This is a genomic window from Solwaraspora sp. WMMA2065 (assembly GCF_030345075.1).
Lineage (GTDB): Bacteria > Actinomycetota > Actinomycetes > Mycobacteriales > Micromonosporaceae > Micromonospora_E.
In genome coordinates this window covers 471,068-493,618 of sequence record NZ_CP128361.1, presented here as the reverse complement: position 1 = coordinate 493,618, position 22,551 = coordinate 471,068, and the positions used below count along the sequence as shown (strand labels likewise).

Sequence of the window (22,551 nt, the reverse complement as noted above, 5' to 3'; positions counted from 1 at the left end):
GCCACGTATCATCCGTCGGCGTGCCCCCCGATCCTGGCCTGACGCCGCACGTCGCGCACACCGTCGAACTGCCGCCGTTGGTGCTGTACCAACTGCTCAAGCTGCGGGTGGACGTGTTCGTGGTGGAGCAGCGTTGTGCGTACCCGGAACTGGACGGCCGCGACGTCGAGCCGGGTGCCCGCCAACTGTGGCTGTCCCGGGGCGACACGGTGGTGGCCTGTCTACGGCTGCTCGACGAACCAGGCGGTGGCGCGGAAGCCACGGCCAGGATCGGCCGGGTGGCCGTTGCCACCGCCGAACGCGGCCAGGGTCACGCCGGTCGACTCGTCGAGGCGGCGTTGCGGCTCGCCGCCGGCCGGCCCTGTGTGCTCGACGCCCAGGCACACCTTACGGGGCTGTACGCGCGGTACGGGTTCGTCGTCGTCGGGCCGGAGTACCTCGAGGACGGCATCTGGCACGTGCCGATGCGCCGTGCGGCAGATCCGGTAGGTGCATCCGGCGGAACCTGACCGACCGGGCCGTCCACGCAAGGACCGGCGACCGGATGGACGTGTCCACCGCGGCCGCCGGCCCGGTCCGCCGTACCCGTCACCGGGTCGGCGGCCCTTTCACGGGTCAGCGCTGTCGCTCACCCGAGTTCCGCCAGGCGCTGCCGGCCTTGGCCAGCCCCCGGCTGACCACGTAACCGATGGTCAGCAGCGCGACGTACAGCCATGCGGTGCTGGCCGGGAAGGGGTCCCCGCCACCAGCGGTACCCTGCACGCCGTCGATGTCCGGGTTGATCACCTGGGAGGCCAGCAGTACGCCGGCGACCGCGATCAGGTAGACGTAGAACTCGGTGCTGCGGAACGCCGACTTCGTCTCGGTTCCCGGGGTGATCGCCGGACGCATCCCGGCGTTCATGTCCATCTGGTGTGTCTGACCGTCGGCCATCGGCTGCCCGGCCATCGGCCGGTTCACGGCGGTGGTGTTGCGGGTCGGAGCTTGCGTACTCATCACACCCTCCTCCGGATCAGATGAGTGGTCCTTCTCCGGTCCGGTCGACCCGGTCGGGCTGACCGGCCAACCTCGGGGGGCAGTGGATGGGTACCCGGGCCGGCACCTGCGGAAACCGCGCCGGACGGACCGGTCCGGAGCCGACCGGCGACCGGTCCGGGTGTCGTCAGGGCAGATTTGCGACCAGGTCGGCGACGGTACGGTGCCGTCCGGTGAAGAACGGCACCTCCGCGCGAACGTGCCGCCGCGCCGACGAGGCCCGCAGGTCGCGCATCAAATCGACGATCCGGTGCAGTTCGTCGGCTTCGAAGGCGAGCATCCACTCATAGTCGCCAAGTGCGAAGGATGCAACGGTGTTCGCCCGGACGTCCGGATACGGCCGGGCCATCTGCCCGTGCTCGGCCAGCATCGCCCGGCGCTCCGCCTCCGGCAGCAGGTACCACTCGTACGAGCGGACGAACGGGTACACGCAGATGTACGCCCGAGCCGGCTCGCCCGCCAGAAACGCCGGCACATGGCTCTTGTTGAACTCGGCCGGGCGGTGCAGCGCCAGCTGGGACCAGACCGGAGCGAGGTGGCGGCCCAACGCCGTACGGCGCAACCGCCCGTACGCGTCCTGCAGCTCGTCGCTGTCCGCCGCGTGCCACCAGATCATGATGTCGGCGTCGGCCCGTAGCCCGGCGACGTCGTAGGTGCCCCGGACCGTGACGTCCTTGGCGGTCAGCTCGCCGATCAGCGACTCGACCTCACCGATCATGTCGTCGCGCAGCGCCGGCAGCCGCTCGGCGACCTGGAACACCGACCACATGGTGTACCGGATCGTCGAGTTCAGCTCACGCAACCGCGCCGCGTTGGTCTGCTCGTCGCCGCTCATCGGCGTACCCCTTCCAGGTTTGTCAGGATCTCATCGGCGGCGTTCTCGCCGGACCGCACGCACACCGGGATGCCGATGCCGTCGTAGGCCGCGCCGGCCAACGCCAGCCGGTGCCCGGCGGACCGCAGCGACCAACGGGCCGCCGCCACCCGGCTCAGGTGCCCCGGCGGGTACTGCGGCAGCGCGCCACCCCATCGCTGCACGTGCGACTGCACGGCCGCCGGCTGCCGGACGCCGGTGAGCCGGGTCAGCTCGGTACGCACCGCGTCGACCAGCTCGTCGTCGGAGCGTTGCAGCAGCCGCTCGTCGCCGTGGCGGCCGACCGAGGCACGGACCACGGCCAGCCCGTCAGATCGTCGCAGCTGGGCCCACTTGGTGCTGAAAAGGGTGACGGCCTTGGTCATGGTCCGCTCGGTCGCCGGCACCAGGAAGCCGGAGATCTCCGGCAGCTGCGGCTGCGGCACCGCCAGGGTGACCAGGGCGATGCTGGCGTACTCGAGCGCACCGACCCGGAGCGCCGCGGCGGCGTCGACCGCGGCGAGCAGCCGGGCCGCCGGCCGGGCCGGCACCGCCAGCACCACCGCATCGACGTCCACCCGCTCGGCGCCGCGGGTCGGCCCGACCGTCAACCGCCAGCCGTCCGACGAGGCGGCCAACTCCCGTACCACCGCCGAGGTCCGCAACCGGACCTCGGCTGCGCCGTCGGCGGCCGACAGCGCGCCCCGGACGGCCGCGACGAGCCGGCTCAGCCCGCCGTCGACGGTGGCGAACACCGGCGCGCCGGCCGCTGGTGGTCGGGCGGCCAGTGCCGCCCGGACCGCCGCGACCAGGGTGTGTTCCGTGCGGGCCGCCGCCGCCAGCCCCGGGATGGTGGTGGCCAATGACAAGGTGTCGGCCCTACCCGCGTACACCCCGCCGAGCATCGGGTCGACCAGTTGCTCGACGACCTCGTCACCCAGCCGCCGACGAACCAGCTCACCGACGGCGACGTCATCGTCCGGCTGCAGCAACGGCCGGCCCTGGTCGGCGTCACGCTCCGGTTCGGCGCGGGCCACCCGGGCCACCGCCGCGAGGTCGCCGGGCACGCCGATCAGCGTCCCGGCGGGTAACGCAACGAACTGTCCGCCCCGGGCCAGCGCCGCCTGACCGACCGCCGGGTGTCGCAGCCTGTCACCGAGGCCGACCCGGCGGGCCAGCGCGACCGCAGCGGAGTCGCCGCCGGCCGGATCCCGCATCAGGAACGCCTCGGCGCCGCGTTCCACCGGCAGCCCGGCAAAGTCCTCGGTACGCAGCTTGCCGCCCAGCTCGTCGGACTGCTCGTAGACCGTGATCCGGGTCCCGGCGGGTGCCCGGTCACGCAGCCGCAACGCTGCGGCCAGCCCAGCGATCCCGCCACCCACCACGGCGATCCGCCACGATTGCTGCATACCGTCACCTTGCCACCCGGGTAGTCGGGCCGGCCGGCCGGGCCTACCCGGGTGTGACGCGGTCAGCGCTGCGACGTCTCGTGCACCAGCTCGACGACCCTGGTCAGCACGTCGGGATCGGTTTCCGGCAGCACTCCGTGACCGAGGTTGAACACGTGTCCGGGGGCGGCGAGCCCGTCGGCCAGCACCCGCCGGACCTCCGTACGCACCACCGGCCACGGCGCGAGCAGCAGACTCGGGTCGAGGTTGCCCTGTACCGCACGGTCCGGGCCGATCCGCACGGTCGCGGCGTCCAGGGGGGTACGCCAGTCCACCCCGACCACATCCGCGCCGGCCTCGCCCATCGCACCGAGCAACTCGGCGGTCCCGACTCCGAAATGGATTCTGGGCACTCCGGCGGCGGCCAGTCCGTGCAGCACCGCTGCGGAGTGCGGCAGGACGTGCCGACGGTAGTCGGCCTCGGAAAGCGTGCCGGCCCAGGAGTCGAACAGCTGGACCGCGGCGACGCCCGCCGCGACCTGCACCCGGAGGAACTCCAGGGTGATCTCGGCGAGCCGGCCGCAGAGCGCGTGCCAGGTCTGCGGATCGCCGTGCATCAGGGCCTTGGTCCGCCCGTGGGTCCGCGACGGTCCGCCTTCGACCAGGTAGCTGGCCAGGGTGAACGGCGCACCCGCGAACCCGATCAGCGGGGTTGCACCGAGTTCGGCGACCAGCAGCCGGACCGCCTCGTCGACGAAGCCGACGTCGTCGGGGGTGATCCGGCGGAGCCGGCCGACATCGGCGGCGCTGCGGACCGGTTCGGCGATGACCGGCCCGGTGCCGGCGACGATGTCCAACTCGACGCCGGCCGCCGCGACCGGAACGACGATGTCGCTGAACAGGATCGCGGCGTCCACGCCGTGCCGGCGTACCGGCTGCATGGTGATCTCGGCGACCAGGTCCGGCTGCCGGCAGGACTCCAACATGCCGATCCCGCTGCGCAACTGGCGGTACTCGGGCAGCGACCGACCGGCCTGGCGCATGAACCACACCGGCGTGTGCGGCACCCGTTCCCGGCGGCAGGCCCGGACGAAGGCGGAGGTGGCCAGCGGCGCCGCCGGGGCCGGGGCCGGCGCGGGTGTGTCGGGTGTCGCGTCGTGGGCGGCGTTGCCCGGTGTCGTCGTGGTCATCGGCGCCCATGGTGCCACGGTCGCCCGGCTGGTCGGCAGCCGCCGCCCCGATCCGATCCGCCCCGGTCGGATCCGGGCCGCACTGAGCCGATCCTTGGCCGGCGAAGCGCTGCCGTCGCGGTCACCGCTGCCGGGCCCGGCGCGCCGATCCCCATCTGGTCGGACCGCAGCCTAGGCTTTTGGCCATGGCCCCCCTTACCGCGTTGCCCGAGGCGTTCCACCGCGCCGTCGCCGGACTGCGCGCGGTGACCCCTCGGGAGGAGATCCAGATCGAGGAGGTCGGTGCCCCTCAGCGGCTGGCCCCGTACGCGTTCGCGTTGAGCGCCACGGTGCTGCGCGGCTCGGAGGAGGTGGCCACCGGACGGTTGGTCCTGCTGCACGACCCGGACGGACACGACGCCTGGCAGGGCACCCTGCGCCTGGTGACGTACGTCACCGCCGACCTGGAGGTTGACCTGGTCGCGGACCCGCTGCTGCCGACCGTCGGCTGGACCTGGTTGACCGATGCGTTGGACGTCCACGAGGCCGCCTACGGTGCCCTGGGCGGCACGGTGACGCAGACCTGCTCCACCCGCTTCGGCGAGCTGGCTGGCCCACCTGCGGGCGGCGACATCGAGATCCGCGCTTCGTGGACGCCGTCGACCACCGGGCTCGACGCCCACCTGAGGGCCTGGTGTGACCTGCTGGCGTCGACCGCCGGTCTGCCGCCGCCGGGGGTGACGGTGCTGCCGGGCCGGCGGCGGCCGACCGGCACCACCTGACGCGATCAGCAGATCTCGAACACGTCGCAGGCGGTACGGATCGGCACAGCCAGCCCGATCCCCTCGGCGTCGCGGGCCTTCGCGGTGGCGATGCCCACCACCTGTTTGCCGCTGTTGATCACCGGCCCGCCCGAGTTGCCGGGGTTGATCGGAGCGTCGAACTGGATGACCGGGCCGGTGCTGTCGTCGGCATCCCGCAACGCGCTGACCACCCCGGTGGTCACCGAGTCGACGAGCCCGAGCGGAGCCCCGACCACTACGATCTGCTGACCGGACTTGACCTCGTCGGGAGCTGGCGGCAGGCCGGGGAACGAGCGGTCGGTCCGCAGCTGCGCCACGTCGCTGTCCTCGTCAACCGCGACGACCGCCGCCTCGATCCGTTCACCGTCGCGCTCGAGAAAGACGCGCCGGTTGCCGGCCAGATAGCTGGGCTCGACGACGTGGTAGTTGGTCAGCAGATTGGTGCCGCCGTCGGCTGACTCGCCCACCGCGAAGGCCGTGCCGGTGAACCGCCCGGCGCTGACCCGAAAGACGCTGGGCAGCACCGCCGTGGCGATCGCCTCCGGGTCGAAGGCCGCGCCGACCTGCCGTTCCAACTCGGCGGCGCGCGCCTCGACCAACTCGAAGCGGTCGGAATCGGCTCCCTGCGCCCGGGCCAGCCGCTGGTCGACCTCGGCCAGTCGGGTGGTCAACTGACGGATCTGGTGCGTCTGGAAACCCGCCAGGCCGGCCAGAAGCAGGACCAGCAGCAGCGCAGTCGCCCCTGGCCACCCCCGCCGGACCGGGGTGACCCGGCGAAGCTGGTCGGCCGGCGGCGCCCACGAGCCCGGACGGTCCGAGGTCGCCCAGGGCGTCGGCGCGTCGGGAGCAGGGGGCGGCTCGCTCGCGACATGGGTCTCCTCGGCGGCATGGGCGTCCTCGGCAGTATGGGCCGCCGGTAGCGTATGCGCCTCCGGAGCGGCATGCCGCGGGCCCGGAATGTCCGGGACAGCAACGGAGCGCGGATCGTCGTACCCACTGGTCATGTCGTGGCAGCCTCTCCTTCAACGCGGCAGCCGGCCCACCTGCCGCTGAGCGGCGATACGACCGTACCGGGCAGTACGGTGTTTGTCGTCACCTCTCGCCCGGTGATCACACGATTGCCACCCGTTGGACACATAACCGGGGTGTCGCCGGTCAACTCGACCGGCCCGGAGCCGACGCGCCGGTGACACCTTGTGCAGCCGGCACCGGGCCGGGCACTAGGGTTGCCAGGTGACCGACGAATCCCCCCTGCGCCGTCGGACCGCGCAACGCCCAGCAGGGAGCGAGCCGCACCACCCGCTGGCGCAGCCGCCGGCGTCCGATGTCGTGGGGTCCGACTCCTCGCCCGGCGGGCCCGTTGCGCTGACCGCTCCCCGCGACGGCACCCCTGCACCGGTGGCCGACGACGACGCTCTCGCCGAGGCCGTTGCCCGATTCGCTGCCGGCTCCGGTCCGGTCGCCATCGACGCCGAACGCGCCTCCGGATACCGCTACACCCAACGCGCCTATCTGGTGCAGCTACGCCGGGCGGGTGCCGGTACCGCGCTGATCGACCCGCTGCCGCTGCCCGACCTGGGCACGCTCGACGCCGCGATCGCCGATGCCGAATGGGTGCTGCACGCCGCCAGCCAGGATCTGCCCTGCCTGGCCGATGTCGGGCTGCGCCCACGCCGGTTGTTCGACACCGAGTTGGCCGCCCGGCTGGCCGGCTACGAGCGGGTGGGGCTGGCCGCGCTGACCGAGGCACTGCTCGGCTTCTCGCTGGAGAAGCATCACTCCGCCGCCGACTGGTCGACCCGCCCGCTACCGGAGTCGTGGCTGACCTACGCGGCGCTCGACGTCGAACTGCTGGTCGAGCTGCGGGACGTACTCGCCCTGGAGTTGGAACGCCAGGGCAAGCAGCAATGGGCTGCCGAGGAGTTCGCCGCCCTGGTCGCCTGGGGCAGCCAGCCGACCCGGGTACGGCCGGAGCCGTGGCGGCGGACCTCCGGCATTCACCGGGTACGCGGAGCGCGGGCCCAGGCCCGGGTACGCGCGTTGTGGCAGGCCAGGGACGACGTCGCCGCCCGCCGCGATTCGGCACCGGGCCGGGTGCTGCCGGATTCGGCGATCATCGCGGCGGCCGAACTCGATCCCCGGGACGAGCGGGCCCTGCTGGCGTTGCCTGGTTTCAACGGCCGCTCGGTCCGGCGCTTGGCGCGGATCTGGCTGGACGCGCTGGACGTCGCCCGCGCCCTGCCCGACGACGCCCTGCCGACCACGCCTGCGGTCGACGGCCCTCCCCCGCCGCACCGCTGGGCGGAACGGGACCCGGCGGCCGCGGCACGGTTGGCCCGGTGCCGGGAAGTGGTGATCCGGACGGCCGCGGCGAACCTGCTACCGCCGGAGAACCTGATCGCGCCGGACTCGGTCCGCCGGCTCGCCTGGACTCCGCCGGAGAAGATCAGCGACGAGTCGGTGGCGGCGACGCTGCAGGGGTTCGGTGCCCGTACCTGGCAGGTGTCGTTGATCGTGGCGGAGCTGAGCGCGGCGCTGCGGGACCCGCCGCGGTAGACCGCTGCGGCGGGTCCCAGGAAGCGTCGCGATCAGGGCCGCCGTGGACGCGGCCGGACGCCGGACTCAGTCGTCGAGCACCTGGTCCCGCCGCGCCGACCAGGCCAGGGAGTGCCGGATGCCGTCGGCGATGGACAGCTCGGGCTTCCAGTCGAGCAGCCGACGCGCCCGGACGCTGCGGGTGTACGAGCCGGCGGCGTCACCGGGGCGGGGCCCGGTCTCCCGGACCCGCAGCGGCTGGTCGACCACGGAGCGGAAGGCCTCGACGAACTCACGCACCGTGGTGCCGTCGCCGGTGCCGAGGTTGAGCACCTCGTAGCGCCGGTCGGCGCCGACCGGCAGAATCTCGTCGAAGTGGCGCAGCGCCTGCACGTGTGCCCGGGCCAGGTCCCAGACGTGGATGAAGTCTCGGATTCCCGAGCCGTCGCGGGTGGGCCAGTCAACCCCGGTGATGGCGAACTCGGCCCCGGTCTGCACGGCGGTGATCAGCTTGCCGAGGACGTGGGTGGGCTGGCGGATCTGCAGGCCGGTACGCAGCTGCGGGTCGGCGCCGATCGGGTTGAAGTAGCGCAGCGACAGCGCCCGCAGCGGCATGGCGGCGGCGCAGTCGGCGAGCAGCGTCTCCATCACCGCTTTGGTCCGCGCGTACGGACTGGTCGGCTCGAGCGGTGAGGACTCGTCGACGGAGAAGTCTTCACCCGGCCGGTAGATCGACGCAGAGGAGCTGAACAGGTACCGCTCGGCTCCGTTGCGGGCCACGTGGTCGATGAAGTCGATCGACTTCGCGACGTTCTCCCGGTAGTAGCGCAGCGGTTCGGCGACCGATTCGGGCACTACGATCAGCGCCGCGGCGTGCACCACCGCGCTGATGTCCGGGTGTTCGGCGAAGATCCGGTCGATCAGGGCACCGTCGGCGATGTCGCCCTGGTAGAAGATCCGGTCGCGGGTGAACTCGATCCGCCCGGTGACCAGATTGTCCAGCACCACCGGCTCAATGCCGTCGTCGAGGCATGCGGAGGCGATCGTACTGCCGATGAAGCCCGCGCCTCCGGCGATCAGAACCTTCACCGTGTCTCCTCTGTTGGATTGTCGTCCGTCTGGGTTGGTCGTCGGTCGCCCGTCCGGCGGGTCGCGAATGTCCGGTGCGGGCGGTGGCGCACGATTGACATCACGGTACCGGAGCCGGGTCGAGCGCTCCGCCGGAGGCGACCCCCGACCGGTGGCCCGGGTGTGGCCCGGGCCACACCCGGGCCACCGGTCGACGATTGTTACCGACAAGTAGCATGGAAGTCTGCCCCGCGTACCCAGGCCGGCAAGGAGGCCCCATCGTGCCGCGTGAAGTCCGGGACGTCGTCTTCGTCGACGGCGTCCGCACCCCGTTCGGCAAGGCCGGCGGGATGTACGCCCACACCCGCGCCGACGACCTCGTCATCCGCTGCATCCGTGAACTGCTGCGGCGCAACCCGCAACTACCCCCCGACCGGGTCGAGGAGGTAGCCATCGCGGCGACCACCCAGACCGGCGACCAGGGACTGACCATCGGTCGCACCGCCGCGCTGCTGGCCGGGCTACCCAAGACGGTGCCCGGCTTCGCCATCGACCGGATGTGCGCCGGCGCGATGACCGCGGTCACCTCGGTAGCCGGCGGCATCGCGATGGGTGCCTACGACGTGGCGATCGCCGGCGGCGTCGAACACATGGGCCGGCATCCGATGGGCGAAGGCGTCGACCCCAACCCGCGCATCCTCGCCGAGAAGCTGGTCGACCCGTCCGCGCTGATCATGGGCGCGACCGCAGAGAACCTGCACGACCGGATGCCCGGCGTCACCAAGGCGCGCGCCGACGCCTTTGCCCTCGCCTCCCAGGTCAAGACCGCCAAGGCGTACGCCAACGGCAAGCTGCAGCCGGACCTGGTCCCGGTGGCGGTCCGCGACCCGGAGGCCGGCTGGGGGCTGGCAGTCGTCGACGAGGCGCCCCGGGAGACGTCGCTGGAGAAGCTGGCCACCCTCAAGACCCCGTTCCGGCCGCACGGGCGGGTCACCGCCGGCAACGCCGCCGGGCTCAACGACGGTGCGACCGCCAGCGTGATCGCCGCCGAGGACGTGGCCCGCGAGCTGGGGCTACCGGTGGCGATGCGGCTGGTCTCGTACGGCTTCGTCGGCGTCGAACCGGAGGTGATGGGTGTCGGCCCGATCCCGGCGACCGAGAAGGCTCTGCGGCTTGCCGGGCTGGGCATCGACGACATCGGCCTGTTCGAGCTGAACGAGGCCTTCGCCGTCCAGGTGCTGGCCTTCCTCGACCACTTCGGCGTCGACGCCGACGACCCGCGGGTCAACCCGTGGGGTGGCGCCATCGCCATCGGGCACCCGCTGGCCTCCTCCGGCGTACGACTGATGACCCAGCTGGCCCGGCAGTTCGCCGAACATCCCGAGGTGCGCTACGGGCTGACCGCGATGTGTATCGGCATCGGCATGGGCGGCTCGGTCATCTGGGAGAACCCGGCCTGGACCGGCCCGGCACAGCAGGGAGACGAGAACTGATGCTGCACAACCCCGACGAGGTGGTCACCCGGGCGCTGGTCCGGCAGGTGAACGTACCCGGACTGGACCGGCCCGCCGCGCTGATCACCCTGGACAACGGCCTGGACCACCGCAAACCCAACACCCTCGGGCCGACCGGGCTGGCCGGCCTGGACGCGGCGATCACCGAGGCGCTGGCCGGCGAGCCGGCCTTCGTGGCGGTCACCGGCAAGCCGTACGTCTTCTGCGTCGGCGCCGACCTCACCGCGATGCCGCAGCTCGTCGACCGTGAGCAGGCGCTGGAGATCGGCCGGACGGGCCACCGGATCTTCGCCCGGCTACGCGACAGCGCGGTGCCGACCTTCGCGTTCGTCAACGGTGCCGCGATGGGTGGCGGCCTGGAACTCGCCCTGCACTGCCACTACCGGACACTGTCCGGCGGAGCCGGTCCGCTGGCCCTGCCGGAGGTGTCCCTCGGTCTGGTACCGGGCTGGGGAGGCACCCAGTTGCTGCCGAACCTGATCGGCATCCCGGCCGCCGCGCAGGTGATCATCCAAAACCCGTTGACCCAGAACAAGATGCTCAAGCCGAAGCAGGCCGCGGAGATGGGCATCGCCGACATCCTGCTCGAACCGGCCGATTTCCTGGAGCGGTCCCTGCAGTGGGCGGCTGGCGTGGTCACCGGCGAGGTCACCGTCGACCGCCCGGAGGTCGACCGGGACATGTGGGACGGGGTGCTCTACTTCGCCCGCCAGCTGCTCGACCAGCGGCTGCACGGCGCGGTACCGGCCGCCTACCGGGCCCTCGACCTGCTCGCGCTGGCCAAGGAGACCCCGTTCACCGACGGCACGGCCGCCGAGGACGAGGCCCTCGCCGACCTGATCCTGTCCGAGGAGCTGCGCAGCGGGCTGTACGCGTTCGACCTGGTCCAGCGACGCGCCAAGCGGCCGGCCGGCGCCCCCTCGGCGGACCTGGCCCGGCCGGTCACCAAGGTCGGCGTCGTCGGGGCCGGGCTGATGGCTTCCCAGCTGGCGCTGCTGTTCGCCCGCCGACTGCAGGTGCCGGTGGTGCTCACCGATCTGGACCAGGCCCGGGTGGACGCCGGACTGAGCTACGTGCACTCCGAGATCGAAAAGCAGGTCGGCAAGGGCCGGATGGACACCGGTACGGCGGCGAAGCTGCTGGCGCAGGTGAGCGGGTCGGTCGACAAGAGCGCCTTCGCCGACGCCGATTTCGTCATCGAGGCCGTCTTCGAGGACCTCAAGGTCAAGAAGCAGGTGTGGGCCGAGGTCGAGGCGATCGTCGGCCCCGAGACGATCCTGGCCACCAACACCTCGTCGCTGTCCGTCTCCGACATGGCCGCCGACCTGGCTCACCCCGAACGGGTGGTCGGCTTCCACTTCTTCAACCCGGTCGCCGTCCTGCCCCTGCTGGAGATCGTCCGCGGGGAGCGGACCGACGACGCGACTCTGGCCACCGCGTTCGCCGTCGGCAAGCAGCTGCGCAAGTCCTGCGTGCTGGTGTCGGACGCCCCGGCGTTCGTGGTCAATCGGCTGCTCACCCGGTTCCTCGGCGAGATCTTCGCGGCAGTGGACGCCGGCACGCCGCCGGAGGTCGCCGACGCCGCGCTGGACCCGCTCGGCCTGCCGATGCGGCCGCTGGCCCTGCTGCAACTGGTCGGCCCGCCGGTGGCCCACCATGTCGGTGGTACGTTGCACGCCGCGTACCCGGACCGGTTCACGGTCAGCGACAACCTGCGGCGGATCGCCGAGTCCGGGCTGCCGCTGATGGTGGACGACGAGATCAACCCCGAGATCGGCAAGCTGTTGGAGGTCGGGTCGCAGCCGTTGACCGCCGAGCAGGTCCGGCAACGGGCCCTCGACGCGTTGGCGCAGGAGGCCCGGCTGATACTCGACGAGGGTGTGGTCGCCGAACCACAGGACATCGACCTGTGCATGATCCTCGGCGCGGGGTGGCCGTTCCACCTCGGCGGGATCACCCCGTACCTGGACCGGACCGGCACCGCGCAGCGGGTGACCGGCCGGCGGTTCCTACCCGCCGGGGTGGCCAGCAGCCCAGCCGATTGACCGGACAAAACGGAGCGGGATGTCGAGGCCGAAGTTCGGCTCGACATCCCGCTTGCCGCCTGAGGCTTGCCTACCTGCAGGACAAATTCCAGACCTACTTGTAGGACAAGTTCGTCTGACCCTCGATCACCCGGCCGGCGATGTACAGATTACCAGCCGAGTCGAGAACCGCAATGATCTTCTTTTGGCTCCCGTGATGGGTCGTGAAGAAGATCTTGTCCGCTTCCTGCGAGGTCGAGTAGTTCGTGTTGACCGAAAGCTCGATACTGACCGGCGAACTGATCAGGACGTCCTTCTTGGGCGAGCTCTCGTAGACCTGGTTCTGCCGGAGCCGGATGCGTCCGTGAGTGTCACCCTCGTCCCAATCCGTTGCGAGTCCAAGATCGACGTCGGGCATCGGATCTCCTTTCGTTTGCCCGGATTCTCTCCGGTAGGTCAACCCAACTGGACAACCGCATCGGAGTCGATACACCTCAGTCATCGACGCGACCCATTTCTCCCACCCGATCCGGCGCCAATTCAATGGTATGACAGCCCCAACCGCCTTGGCTAGACACAAAATTTGTCAGCAAAGCCGACCAACATCTTCACCTCGATGCAATTTCCACGACTACCGACTCCACCAACCGACCATTTCGTCCCAAATGACTGACCGGCACCGCAACACATGTTAATTCGAGAAGATGATTCACATGGCCGGTTCCGAAAAAACATATTCATCGAACCCAAAGTCAAACCGATGGAGTGAAGTGAACATTGCTGACACCGGGCCTCAGCAAGCGGGCCGCAGGGTCAGGGCGCGGCGGCAGGTCAGTTCCGACGTACCGGTGAGGCGGCCACCTGCAGTGGCGTGTCAGCAGCGGGCAACATCAAGGTGACTTCAAGGCCGCCCCCGGGTTGGGACACGGCGGACACCGTACCGCCGTGCGCGTCGGCCACCGCCCGTACGATCGACAGGCCCAGGCCGGAGCCGCGCGCCCCGGTCCGTTCCCGGCCACCCCGGCGGAACGGCTCGAACAGGCCCGGCACGTCAGCCTGGTCCACCTCGAAGCCGGTGTTGCCGACCAGCAGGTAGACGTGCGACCCGTGGCTGCCGGTCCGCACCCACAGCCGACCGTGCAGGTGGTTGTAGCGCACCGCGTTCTCGATCAGATTGCCGGCCAACCGGTCCAGCAGGCTGGGGTCGCCGATCACCACCGCCGGGTCTAGGGCGGTACGGACGTCCAGCTTGAGCCGGCGGGTCTCGGCCTGCACGGCCGACAACGCCGCACAGACCCCCTCAGCCAGGTCCCGGGGCACCTTACGGACCAGCCGCCGCCCGGACTGCGCCTCGCTGCTGGCCAGCACCAGCAACGCGTCGAACAGCCCGTTGGCCCGCTCCGAGGCGTCCCGGACCACCGTCGCCATCCGCCTGTACTCGGCCAGGTCGGCGGTGTCGTCGGCCATCGTCACGTCGATCTCGGTGCGCATCACCGCCAGCGGGGTACGCAGCTCGTGGGAGGCGTTGGCAACAAACCGCTTCTGGGCCTCGAACGACGCGCTGAGCCGGTCCAGCATGTCGTCGAAGGTCGCGGCGAGCTCAGCCACCTCGTCACCGGTGCCGGAGTAGCCGATCCGCTGATCCAGGGTCTGTTCGCCGAGCCGCCGGGCGGTCGACGTCACCTGCTGCAGCGGACGCAGCGCCCGGCCGACGACGGCGTACGCACCGACCACCCCGACCACGCTGATCGCCAGCAGCGCGACCAGCGCCTTGGCCAGCAGCTCACGGGACGCCCGCTCGACGATCCCGTCCTGCCAGGCTGCCGCGTCCATCTCGCGACCGTCGGCGAGCACCACGGTGGTCCCCGGCACGAGCTGGTCCGCCGGTCGCAGCGCGTCGGTGACCAGCAGCCAGGCGAGCAGTACGAAGACGGCCAGCGAGCCGACCAGCAGGACAGCGTTGAACAGAGTGAGCCGCAGCCGCAGGGTCGGCCGGGGCATGCGCAGCGTCGGCCAGCGTCGACGCCTCGGGTCCACCACCGACGCCGCCGGGGCAGCAGATCCGGGCAGCCGGTTCACTGGTACGCCTCGTCACGCGGCTCCGGCCCGGTCACGCGGTACCCGGCCCCGACCACGGTCTCGATAAGCGGGGGTTCCCCGAGCTTGCGGCGCAGTGTCATCACCGTCACCCGTACGGTGGTGGTGAACGGATCGGTGTTGGCGTCCCAGACCCGCTCCAGCAGCTCCTCGCTGGACACCACCGCCCCGCGCGCCTTGACCAGCTCCTCCAACACGCCGAACTCCTTGCGGGTGAGATCGACCGGCTGGCCGTCCCGGGTGGCCAGCCGGCGGGCGGGGTCGACGGTCAGGTCGGCGACGGTCAGCACTGGCGGGGCCGCCGGGGTGGCCCGCCGGCCGAGGGCCTGCACCCGGGCGACGAGCTCGGTGAACGCGAACGGCTTCGGCAGGTAGTCGTCGGCGCCCAACTGCAGACCTTCGACCCGGTCGGCGACGGTGCCGCTGGCGGTCAGCATCAGCACCCGGGTGAGAGCGCCGGAGCTGACCAGGTCCGCGCAGATCTGGTCACCGTGCACACCGGGCAGGTCGCGGTCGAGCACCACCACGTCGTAGCGGGTCACGAAGGCCATCTCGTGTCCGGCGGAGCCGTCGTACGCCACGTCGACCGCCATGCCCTGTCGACGCAGCCCACGGACGATAGCGTCGGCGAGGTTGCGCTCGTCCTCGACCACCAGTACCCGCACCGCGACCTCCTTCACCCGTCCGGTCCCACCCTGCGCAGGCCCGCGTTAAGCCTGCGTGAAGCGGCGGGTAGGAATCACAAACTAGTCGAGTCGTACCCCGTTGACGCTGGGCACCGATACCGGCACCCACGACCCCACCGGTCACCATTGAAGAGCTGTCCGCAACATTTCCGGGAACTCGAGTGGGTTCGTCAAGGCGCATCGGACCCGCGAGACGACGGTGGGTCGGGACATAGCGGCGACAACAGGGCCGCGAGATGAGCCGGCCACCCCGCCGCCACCTCAAACGGCCGCCGACCGTCCACCGCGACCACGAGCAGTCATGGCCGGAAACTACCGCTCGCCAACCGCAAGTTTTCTGAATATCGATATGAGTCGATCGATGCGTTAATGCCAACACCAACTGCTCTTGGAGGACATGTTCATAAAGAATGCCGATATGCCCGATTCATCAACTTGGCGCCTCAGCACCAGGTGCCCGAACGCCCGCGCCGACTCGCCAACTTGCTCAGGTGCCCGACGCAGACAGAGATCGACACTCTCCGTCGCCACCTGGGTGGCCGACCCTCCAACTGAGCGTCATCAACCGTCCCTGCTGACCACGGATACGCATCGCCGCTGGGCAGCTCTCACCTGAAGAGTGACAGATTGTCCTACTTCCCTGTCGGAGGATCAGCATGATCTCCCAGACCCGTCCTGCCCGACGTCGGTTTCGAACGCTCTGGGCATCCGGCATCGCCGCACTTGTCGTAGTCCTGACCGTGTCGTTGATGCCGAATCTCGCCAGCGCGGCCGAAAGCACCCTGGGGGCGGCCGCCGCCCAGTCCGGCCGCTACTTCGGCACCGCCGTCGCTGCCAACAAACTCGGCGACTCGACGTACGTGAACATCCTCAACCGGGAGTTCAACAGCGTCACCGCCGAGAACGAGTTGAAACTCGACGCCACCGAACCACAACAGAACCAGTTCACCTTCACCAACGGCGACCGGATCGTCAACCACGCCATCTCCCGCGGCATGGCCGTCCGCGGCCACACCCTCGCCTGGCACTCCCAGCAACCCGGCTGGATGCAACAGATGGAAGGCAACGCCCTCCGCCAGGCCATGCTCAACCACGGCAACTCCGGCGCCCGCCGCAACTCCAACCTCCAACGCACCGGCAACGACTGGATCGAAGCCGCCTTCCGCGCCGCCCCGCGCCGCCGACCCCGGCACCAAACGGTAGTTGTCAAGTCAAATTGAGACGGTTGGTGCCTGCTGGGTTGGCTGGTTGATCCAGGCCTGGTCGGGTAGCCGTGGTGCGCGTGGCCGGCGGGTGAACCGGTCCGGATGGGCGGCGTGGGCGGCGTCGAGGGCGCGTTGGCGCTGCTCGCGGACCTGCTCGGCGGTGCCGTAGCCTACCGCCCCGGCGTCCTCACCCTCCAACGCTGACCGAAACCCACACCACACCACGACGCGGCGGGCCCGGCACCACGCCGGGCCCGCCTTGCAGTCCCGGGACCGGATGTCGGCGGCGCACCTCGGCAACACGGAAAGCTTGCGATGACTCGGCGACGGCGTGTCGATGAGGCAGAGTGGATCAACCCCGAACGACGGCCGTCCGCAGAGCTCGCGGGAACCGGTGCGCGAGCGACTGACTCGACGCTCAGCTGCGCCGGCCGGCACCACGTCGGGTGGTGGCCCGGTCACCGGAAACGTCACCGACGAAGCCCGTGCCGGCCGGCGGGTCGTTGTCCGGATCATCCAGCCCGGAAATCCAGCCGGTCACGTCGCGCGCCACGTCCTGCGCGGTCAGCCGCAGATCGGCAAGGATCTGCGCCCGGCTGCCGTGCGGATGCCAGTCGGCCGGTACGCCGAGATCACGCAGCGGCACCGGCACATCGGCATCGCGCAGCGCCTTGGCAACGGCGTCCCCGACACCGCCGGTGCGTACCCCGTCCTCGACGGTGACCACCAGCCGGTGTGCGGCGGCGAGCTCGACCAGCTCGGCGGCGACTGGACGGACCCAGCGCGGGTCGACCACGGTCACCCCGTAGCCCTGCTCGGCGACCCGGGCCGCCACGTCGACGCCGAGGTGTCCGAACGCGCCGACGGCGATCAGCAGCACGTCGCGCCGGTCGGACTCGACCAGCACGTCCACCCCCCCGACCCGACGCACCGCCGGCAGGTCGGCGGCGACCGAACCGGTCGGGAAGCGCACCAGGGTCGGGCCGTCGTCGACCGCCACCGCCTCGCGCAGCTCCTCACGCAGAGTCGCCGCGTCCCGGGGGGCGGCGATCCGCAGCCCTGGCACCACCCCGAAGACCGACATGTCCCAGATGCCGTAGTGGCTGGGCCCGTCCGGGCCGGTCACCCCGGCCCGGTCCAGCACGAAGGTCACCGGCAACCGGTGCATCGCCACGTCCAGCAGCACCTGGTCGAACGCCCGGTTGAGGAACGTCGCGTAGACCGCGACCACCGGGTGCAGCCCGCCCATCGCCAGGCCGGCGGCCGAGGTGGTGGCGTGCTGCTCGGCGATACCGACGTCGTACACCCGGTGCGGGTACTTGCGGGCCAGCGACGCGATGCCGGTCGGCTCGGCCATCGCCGCGGTGATCCCGACGACGTCGGGCCGCTCGTCGGCGACCGCCACCAGCTCGTCGGCGAAGACGTGGGTCCACTTCACCGCCGGCGCGGCCAGCAGCTTGCCGGTCTCCACATCGAAAGCGCTGCTCGGACCGTGCAGGCAGTCGGCCTCGTCCTCCTCGGCCGGCCGGTAGCCGTACCCCTTTCGGGTCACCACGTGCACGATCACCGGCCCGCCGAAGCCCTTGGCCCGCTGCAACGCCGACTCGACGGCGGCCAGGTCGTGGCCGTCGATCGGGCCGACGTACTTGATGCCGAGGTCCTCGAACATGGTCTGCGGCGCGACCGCGTCCTTGATGCCCTTCTTGACCGCGTGCAGCACCTCGTACATCGGCCGGCCGACCATCGGGGTGGCGCCGAGGGTGTCCTTGACCAGGTCGAGGACCTTCTCGTAGCCGGGGTTCAGCCGTAGGGCCGCCAGGTGGTCGGCCAGACCACCGATGGTCGGCGCGTACGACCGGCCGTTGTCGTTGACCACGATGACCAGCGGGTTGCGGGCACCGGCTATGTTGTTGAGCGCCTCCCAGCACATGCCGCCGGTCAACGCCCCGTCACCGACGACGGCGACCACGCTGCGCGCCTCGCCGCGCAACGCGTACGCCTTGGCCAGACCATCCGCATAGGACAGTGCGGTGGAGGCGTGCGAGTTCTCGATCAGGTCGTGCTCGCTCTCGGCCTGGCTCGGATAGCCGGACAGGCCACCTCGTTGGCGGAGCTGGTCGAAGGCGGCCTGCCGGCCGGTCAGGATCTTGTGCACGTACGCCTGGTGACCGGTGTCGAACAGGAACCGGTCCCGAGGTGAGTCGAAGACCCGGTGCATGGCGATGGTCAACTCCACCACACCGAGGTTGGGTCCCAGGTGCCCGCCGGTGCGGGACACCTTGGCGACCAGGAAGTCACGGATCTCGGCGGACAGCACCGCCAGCTCGTCGGCGGAGAGCCGCTTGACGTCCTGAGGTGTGCGGACGGTGGCCAGCAATCGGCCGTCGGATCCTGCCTCTACCTGGCTCAATTTCGCTCCCAACTGCCCGGCGCGCGCCGATGTGCGGCGCTGGGCGGCTACCCGGCGGCGGCGTACGCTCCGGCCCGCGTACGGCGTCCGCCCATGACCGCAGAGTCTATCGGGATCGCGCCGCTGCGCAGCGCCGCCGACCGGTCGACGTGCGGCCTGCTGGCGGGCCGATGTGCGGCCTGCCCGCGGGTCCGTCCGACCGGGGTCATCGACCGGCGGCCGGGGTGAGCAGGGCGACGCACTCGACGTGCCGGGTCATCGGGAAGCAGTCGTAGCCGTGCAACGCCGTCAGCGACCAGCCGAGGTCGCGGAAGGTACGCACGTCCCGGGCGAGCGCGGCCGGGTCGCAGGCAACGTAGGCGATGGCCCGCCGGGTGGCCGCTGCGATCCCGGCGACCACGCGGGCGCCCGCACCGGCCCGGGGCGGATCGAGCACCACCAGGTCGACCGGTCCGGTGATCCGGCGGCGGGTCAGCGCCGTCTCCACCCGGGCCGCGACCACCTCGATCCGGGGCAGGTCGGCCAGGTTGAGTCGGGCCGCAGCCACCCCGGCGGACGACGATTCGACCATCGTGACCCGCCCGTGCGGCCCGGTCCGGCCGGCCACCGCGGCGGCGAACAGACCAGCACCGCCGTACAGGTCCCACGCCGACTCGCCGGGACGGGGACGCAGCAGGTCCAGCACCGAGGTGATCAGGGTGTCGGCGGCCGCCGGATGCACCTGCCAGAACGCCCCGGCCGGCAGCCGCCAGTGGCGGCCGGCGGCGGACTCAGTGACCTGCGTCACCGAACCGGGTAGCGCATCGGACACCGCGCCGGGCAGGTCCGACTGCGCACCGGACCCAGCGCCGGACGTCCCCGCCGACCGGGGTGCCGACCCGCCGACCGGGGTGACGACGACCTCGCCGGCGGCCGAGGCGACCACCTCGACCGCGTCGACACCCGGCCACCGACGTCCGGCGGCCGGCACCACCGGCGCCGCCTGCACGGCCGGGTGGGCGATCAGGCAACGGTCCACCGGCACCACCTCGTGTGACCGGTGCTTGAGCAGGCCGGCCCGGTCTGCGGCGTCGACGGTGTAGCGCACCCGGGTCCGCCAGCCGAGCGGTCCGCCCGGCAGCGGCCGGACCTGCGGCGCCAACCCGTCGACCTCGGCCCCGGTCAGCCCACCGAGTCGCAGCAGTTGCTCCCGGACCACCGCCTCCTTCCAGGCCAGCTGACCGGCCACGGTGACGTGCTGCAGGTCGCAGCCGCCGCAGCGGCCGGGGCCGGCGTACCGGCAGGGTGGCTCGACCCGGTCCGGAGCCGGTTCGTGCACGGTCACCGCGTCACCGCGCAGGTAGCCCCGGTGCGTCTCGGTGATCTCGACGGTGACCAGTTCGCCCGGCAGGGCGTGCCGGACGAAGACCACCTGGCCGTCGACCCGGGCGACGCAGTGGCCGCCGTGTGCCACGGTGCCCACCCGTACCGTCGTCCGGTCGCCTTCCGCCAGGTCGGCCCGTGCGGAATTTCCGGTGTCACCGGTCACCGCGTACCTGCCCCTCCGACGCCGGCCGTTGGCCGCCCGACCCCGCCGGATCCGCCGGCACCGTCGGCCCGGCCGAATCGGACGCGACAGCCAGATCGTCCGGGTCGACCGGGTCGATCGGATCAGTGGGCATCGGGCGCGGACCACGCGCCGGACCGCGGCTGAGCGCCTCGTCGTACCGGCTCAGGTCCCGGCCGACGCTCGACGCCAACTGCCATGGGACGCTGGTCACCATCACCCCCGGTTCGAACAGCAGCCGGCCCTTCAGCCGAAGCGCGCTCTGGTTGTGCAGCAGGTTCTCCCACCAGTGGCCGACCACGTACTCGGGGATGAACACGGTGACCACGTCGCGTGGCGCGTCGCGACGCACCGACTTGACGTAGTCGATGATCGGCCGGGTGATCTCCCGGTACGGCGAGTCGACCACGGTCAGCGGCACCGGCAGCTCGCGGCGGTCCCACTCGGCCTGCACCGCGCGGGTGTCCGCGTCGTCCACCCGTACGGTGAGCGCGGCCAGCGAGTCCGGGCGGGTGGCCTGGGCGTACGCGACCGCCCGCAGCGTCGGCAGGTGGACCTTGCTGACCAGCACCACGGCGTGGTTGCGGGCGGGCAGCACCGGCCGGCCCTCGGCCGGGGTGAGTTCCCGGGCCACCGTGTCGTAGTGCCGGCGGATGCCCAGCATCAGCGCGTACACGCCGGCCATCGCGGCGATCGCGATCCACGCGCCGAGGGCGAACTTGGTGACCAGCACGACGACCAGGACGGCGCCGGTCAGCGTCATGCCGAACCCGTTGATCGCCCGCGCCCGGTGCATCCGACGGCGTACCGCCGGGTCCCGCTCGGTACGCAGTCGCCGGTTCCAGTGCCGCAGCATGCCGGCCTGGGACAGGGTGAACGAGACGAACACCCCGACGATGTAGAGCTGGATCAGCCGGGTCACCTCGGCCTGAAGCACCACGGTCAGCACGATCGCGAAGCCGGCGAGGAACAGGATGCCGTTGCTGAACGCCAGCCGGTCGCCCCGGGTGTGCAGCTGGCGGGGCAGGTACCGGTCCTGGGCGAGGATCGAGCCGAGCACCGGGAATCCGCTGAACGCGGTGTTCGCGGCGAGGAACAGGATCAGCGCGGTCACCCCGGCGGCGACGAAGAGCAGCACACCGGAGCCGAAGACGGTCTCGGCCAGCTGGGCCACCACCGTCTTCTGCACGTAGCCGTCCGGGCCGGACTCGATCTGCAGCGCCGGGTTCTCCACGAACTGCAGCCCGGTGAGCTGGGCCAGCCAGATGATCCCGGCGATCATGGCCACCGACAGCGCGCCGAGCAGCACCAGGGTGGTGGCGGCGTTGCGGCTCTTCGGTGGGCGAAACGCCGGCACGCCGTTGGAGATCGCCTCCACCCCGGTCAACGCCGCGCAGCCCGACGAGAAGGCCCGCAGCAGCAGGAACGCCATCGCGAAGCCGGTCAGGTCGACCCACTCGGCGGCGATGACCAGGTCCGCGCTGGGCGCGCGCAGGTCGTGCCCGAGGATGAAGATCCGGATCAGGCCGGTGGCGATCACCGCGGTGATCACGATGACGAAGCCGTACGTCGGTACGGCGAACATCCGCCCGGACTCCCGCACCCCGCGCAGGTTGAGGGCGGTGAGCGCCACGATGGCCGCCACCGCCACCGGCACCTTGTGCTCGGCCACGAACGGCAGCACCGAGCCGAGGTTGGCCACCCCGGAGGCGACCGAGACGGCGACGGTCAGTACGTAGTCGATCAGCAGGGCGCTGGCCACCCCGACGCCGAACCGAGGACCGAGGTTGACGCTGGCCACCTCGTAGTCGCCGCCACCGGACGGGTAGGCGTGCACGTTCTGCCGGTAGCTGGCCACCACCGTGACCATCACCACCGCCACCGCCAGAGTGACCCACGGCGAGTAGACGAACGCGGCCGCCCCGGCGATGGACAGGGTCAGCAGGATCTCGTCCGGCGCGTACGCCACCGAGGAGAGCGCGTCGGACGAGAAGACCGGCAGCGCCACCCGCTTGGGCAGCAGGGTGTGCTGGAGCCGGTCGGACCGGAACGGCCGGCCCAGCAGCAGCCGTTTGATCAGGGAGGTCGGACTGGCCACAAGCGCTAAGGGTACGGCCGTCCGGCTCCCGACGAATCCGGGTGGCTGATCACGCGGCCTGCCCGCCGGCACGGTACGGTCGGCGCGTCATCCGGCCGCCGCGTGGCAGGCTGGCAGGTG

Annotated in this window: 19 protein-coding genes; 6 read left to right on the top strand and 13 right to left on the bottom strand. The window is 71.3% G+C overall.

Features of this window, described 5'->3' with window-relative positions:
* Nucleotides 1-20 precede the first annotated feature (20 nt).
* Nucleotides 21-509 (top strand): GNAT family N-acetyltransferase, encoded by a 489-nt coding sequence (locus tag O7610_RS02235; RefSeq protein ID WP_475052856.1) that lies wholly within the window; start codon nt 21-23, stop codon nt 507-509.
* A 106-nt stretch (nt 510-615) separates the two neighbouring features.
* Here the strand turns inward: O7610_RS02235 and O7610_RS02230 are convergent, their stop codons facing one another.
* From O7610_RS02230 to hemE, 4 genes are all read right to left on the bottom strand, one after another.
* Nucleotides 616-996: a hypothetical protein gene (locus O7610_RS02230; protein WP_278168180.1), complete on the bottom strand. Its 381-nt coding sequence runs from the start codon at nt 994-996 to the stop codon at nt 616-618.
* Nucleotides 997-1,162: 166 nt separating this feature from the next.
* Complete coding sequence (hemQ, locus tag O7610_RS02225; RefSeq protein ID WP_281554092.1) at nt 1,163-1,870, bottom strand: hydrogen peroxide-dependent heme synthase; 708 nt, start codon at nt 1,868-1,870, stop codon at nt 1,163-1,165.
* Entirely contained in the window at nt 1,867-3,297 is a 1,431-nt protein-coding gene (gene hemG, locus O7610_RS02220; protein ID WP_281554091.1) for a protoporphyrinogen oxidase, read from the bottom strand. The genes hemQ and hemG overlap by 4 nt, the downstream gene beginning before the upstream one ends.
* A gap of 62 nt (nt 3,298-3,359) precedes the next feature.
* The gene (gene hemE, locus O7610_RS02215) at nt 3,360-4,466 is read right to left on the bottom strand and encodes a uroporphyrinogen decarboxylase (protein WP_281554090.1); all 1,107 of its coding nucleotides are present in this window, start codon (nt 4,464-4,466) and stop codon (nt 3,360-3,362) included.
* Between the two features lie 185 nt (nt 4,467-4,651).
* On the opposite strand from hemE, the gene O7610_RS02210 reads away from it, so the two are divergent.
* On the top strand, nt 4,652-5,227 hold the full coding sequence (locus O7610_RS02210; RefSeq protein ID WP_281554089.1) for a DUF3000 domain-containing protein: 576 nt from the start codon (nt 4,652-4,654) through the stop codon (nt 5,225-5,227).
* Nucleotides 5,228-5,232: 5 nt separating this feature from the next.
* Here the strand turns inward: O7610_RS02210 and O7610_RS02205 are convergent, their stop codons facing one another.
* Nucleotides 5,233-6,252: a S1C family serine protease gene (locus tag O7610_RS02205; protein WP_289212529.1), complete on the bottom strand. Its 1,020-nt coding sequence runs from the start codon at nt 6,250-6,252 to the stop codon at nt 5,233-5,235.
* Nucleotides 6,253-6,481: 229 nt separating this feature from the next.
* Between O7610_RS02205 and O7610_RS02200 the strand changes: the two genes are divergently transcribed.
* On the top strand, nt 6,482-7,804 hold the full coding sequence (locus O7610_RS02200; RefSeq protein ID WP_502959073.1) for an HRDC domain-containing protein: 1,323 nt from the start codon (nt 6,482-6,484) through the stop codon (nt 7,802-7,804).
* 66 nt (nt 7,805-7,870) lie between these two features.
* Here O7610_RS02200 and galE read toward each other — a convergent pair whose 3' ends face one another.
* Entirely contained in the window at nt 7,871-8,872 is a 1,002-nt protein-coding gene (galE, locus tag O7610_RS02195; RefSeq protein WP_281554087.1) for a UDP-glucose 4-epimerase GalE, read from the bottom strand.
* A gap of 260 nt (nt 8,873-9,132) precedes the next feature.
* Between galE and O7610_RS02190 the strand changes: the two genes are divergently transcribed.
* Together O7610_RS02190 and O7610_RS02185 are read left to right on the top strand one after the other, a co-directional pair.
* Entirely contained in the window at nt 9,133-10,344 is a 1,212-nt protein-coding gene (locus O7610_RS02190; protein ID WP_281554086.1) for a thiolase family protein, read from the top strand.
* Nucleotides 10,344-12,410 (top strand): 3-hydroxyacyl-CoA dehydrogenase NAD-binding domain-containing protein, encoded by a 2,067-nt coding sequence (locus O7610_RS02185; RefSeq protein ID WP_502959072.1) that lies wholly within the window; start codon nt 10,344-10,346, stop codon nt 12,408-12,410. The genes O7610_RS02190 and O7610_RS02185 overlap by 1 nt, the downstream gene beginning before the upstream one ends.
* 94 nt (nt 12,411-12,504) lie before the next feature.
* Here the strand turns inward: O7610_RS02185 and O7610_RS02180 are convergent, their stop codons facing one another.
* The 3 genes from O7610_RS02180 to O7610_RS02170 all read right to left on the bottom strand — a co-directional run bounded on the left by O7610_RS02180 (nt 12,505) and on the right by O7610_RS02170 (nt 15,151).
* Complete coding sequence (locus O7610_RS02180; RefSeq protein WP_281554085.1) at nt 12,505-12,807, bottom strand: DUF6342 family protein; 303 nt, start codon at nt 12,805-12,807, stop codon at nt 12,505-12,507.
* Nucleotides 12,808-13,220: 413 nt separating this feature from the next.
* A complete protein-coding gene (locus tag O7610_RS02175) occupies nt 13,221-14,390 on the bottom strand; it encodes a sensor histidine kinase (protein WP_281555521.1) in 1,170 nt (389 codons plus the stop codon).
* A gap of 74 nt (nt 14,391-14,464) precedes the next feature.
* Nucleotides 14,465-15,151, bottom strand: a complete 687-nt coding sequence (locus tag O7610_RS02170) for a response regulator transcription factor (protein ID WP_281554084.1) — start codon at nt 15,149-15,151, stop codon at nt 14,465-14,467.
* Nucleotides 15,152-15,921: 770 nt separating this feature from the next.
* Here O7610_RS02170 and O7610_RS02165 point away from each other — a divergent pair.
* The gene (locus O7610_RS02165; RefSeq protein ID WP_289212528.1) at nt 15,922-16,392 is read left to right on the top strand and encodes an endo-1,4-beta-xylanase; all 471 of its coding nucleotides are present in this window, start codon (nt 15,922-15,924) and stop codon (nt 16,390-16,392) included.
* Here O7610_RS02165 and O7610_RS02160 read toward each other — a convergent pair.
* From O7610_RS02160 to O7610_RS02145, 4 genes are all read right to left on the bottom strand, one after another.
* A complete protein-coding gene (locus tag O7610_RS02160; RefSeq protein WP_289212527.1) occupies nt 16,384-16,575 on the bottom strand; it encodes a hypothetical protein in 192 nt (63 codons plus the stop codon). The two genes, O7610_RS02165 and O7610_RS02160, sit on opposite strands and share 9 nt — an antisense overlap.
* 220 nt (nt 16,576-16,795) lie before the next feature.
* Nucleotides 16,796-18,787: a 1-deoxy-D-xylulose-5-phosphate synthase gene (gene dxs, locus O7610_RS02155; RefSeq protein ID WP_281554083.1), complete on the bottom strand. Its 1,992-nt coding sequence runs from the start codon at nt 18,785-18,787 to the stop codon at nt 16,796-16,798.
* 205 nt (nt 18,788-18,992) lie between these two features.
* On the bottom strand, nt 18,993-20,315 hold the full coding sequence (locus O7610_RS02150) for a class I SAM-dependent RNA methyltransferase (RefSeq protein ID WP_475054794.1): 1,323 nt from the start codon (nt 20,313-20,315) through the stop codon (nt 18,993-18,995).
* On the bottom strand, nt 20,305-22,431 hold the full coding sequence (locus O7610_RS02145; RefSeq protein ID WP_281554082.1) for an APC family permease: 2,127 nt from the start codon (nt 22,429-22,431) through the stop codon (nt 20,305-20,307). Before O7610_RS02145 ends, O7610_RS02150 begins: the two co-directional genes overlap by 11 nt.
* Nucleotides 22,432-22,551: the final 120 nt, after the last annotated feature.

Bases quoted from the DNA above. Each gene is read 5' to 3' on its own strand.
- O7610_RS02230 (WP_278168180.1), bottom strand. From the start codon at position 996: ATGAGTACGCAAGCTCCGACCCGCAACACCACCGCCGTGAACCGGCCG.
- O7610_RS02205 (WP_289212529.1), bottom strand. From the start codon at position 6,252: ATGACCAGTGGGTACGACGATCCGCGCTCCGTTGCTGTCCCGGACATT.
- O7610_RS02180 (WP_281554085.1), bottom strand. From the start codon at position 12,807: ATGCCCGACGTCGATCTTGGACTCGCAACGGATTGGGACGAGGGTGAC.
- hemQ (WP_281554092.1), bottom strand. From the start codon at position 1,870: ATGAGCGGCGACGAGCAGACCAACGCGGCGCGGTTGCGTGAGCTGAAC.
- O7610_RS02210 (WP_281554089.1), top strand. From the start codon at position 4,652: ATGGCCCCCCTTACCGCGTTGCCCGAGGCGTTCCACCGCGCCGTCGCC.
- O7610_RS02185 (WP_502959072.1), top strand. From the start codon at position 10,344: ATGCTGCACAACCCCGACGAGGTGGTCACCCGGGCGCTGGTCCGGCAG.
- O7610_RS02175 (WP_281555521.1), bottom strand. From the start codon at position 14,390: ATGCCCCGGCCGACCCTGCGGCTGCGGCTCACTCTGTTCAACGCTGTC.
- hemG (WP_281554091.1), bottom strand. From the start codon at position 3,297: ATGCAGCAATCGTGGCGGATCGCCGTGGTGGGTGGCGGGATCGCTGGG.
- O7610_RS02165 (WP_289212528.1), top strand. From the start codon at position 15,922: ATGCCGAATCTCGCCAGCGCGGCCGAAAGCACCCTGGGGGCGGCCGCC.
- hemE (WP_281554090.1), bottom strand. From the start codon at position 4,466: ATGACCACGACGACACCGGGCAACGCCGCCCACGACGCGACACCCGAC.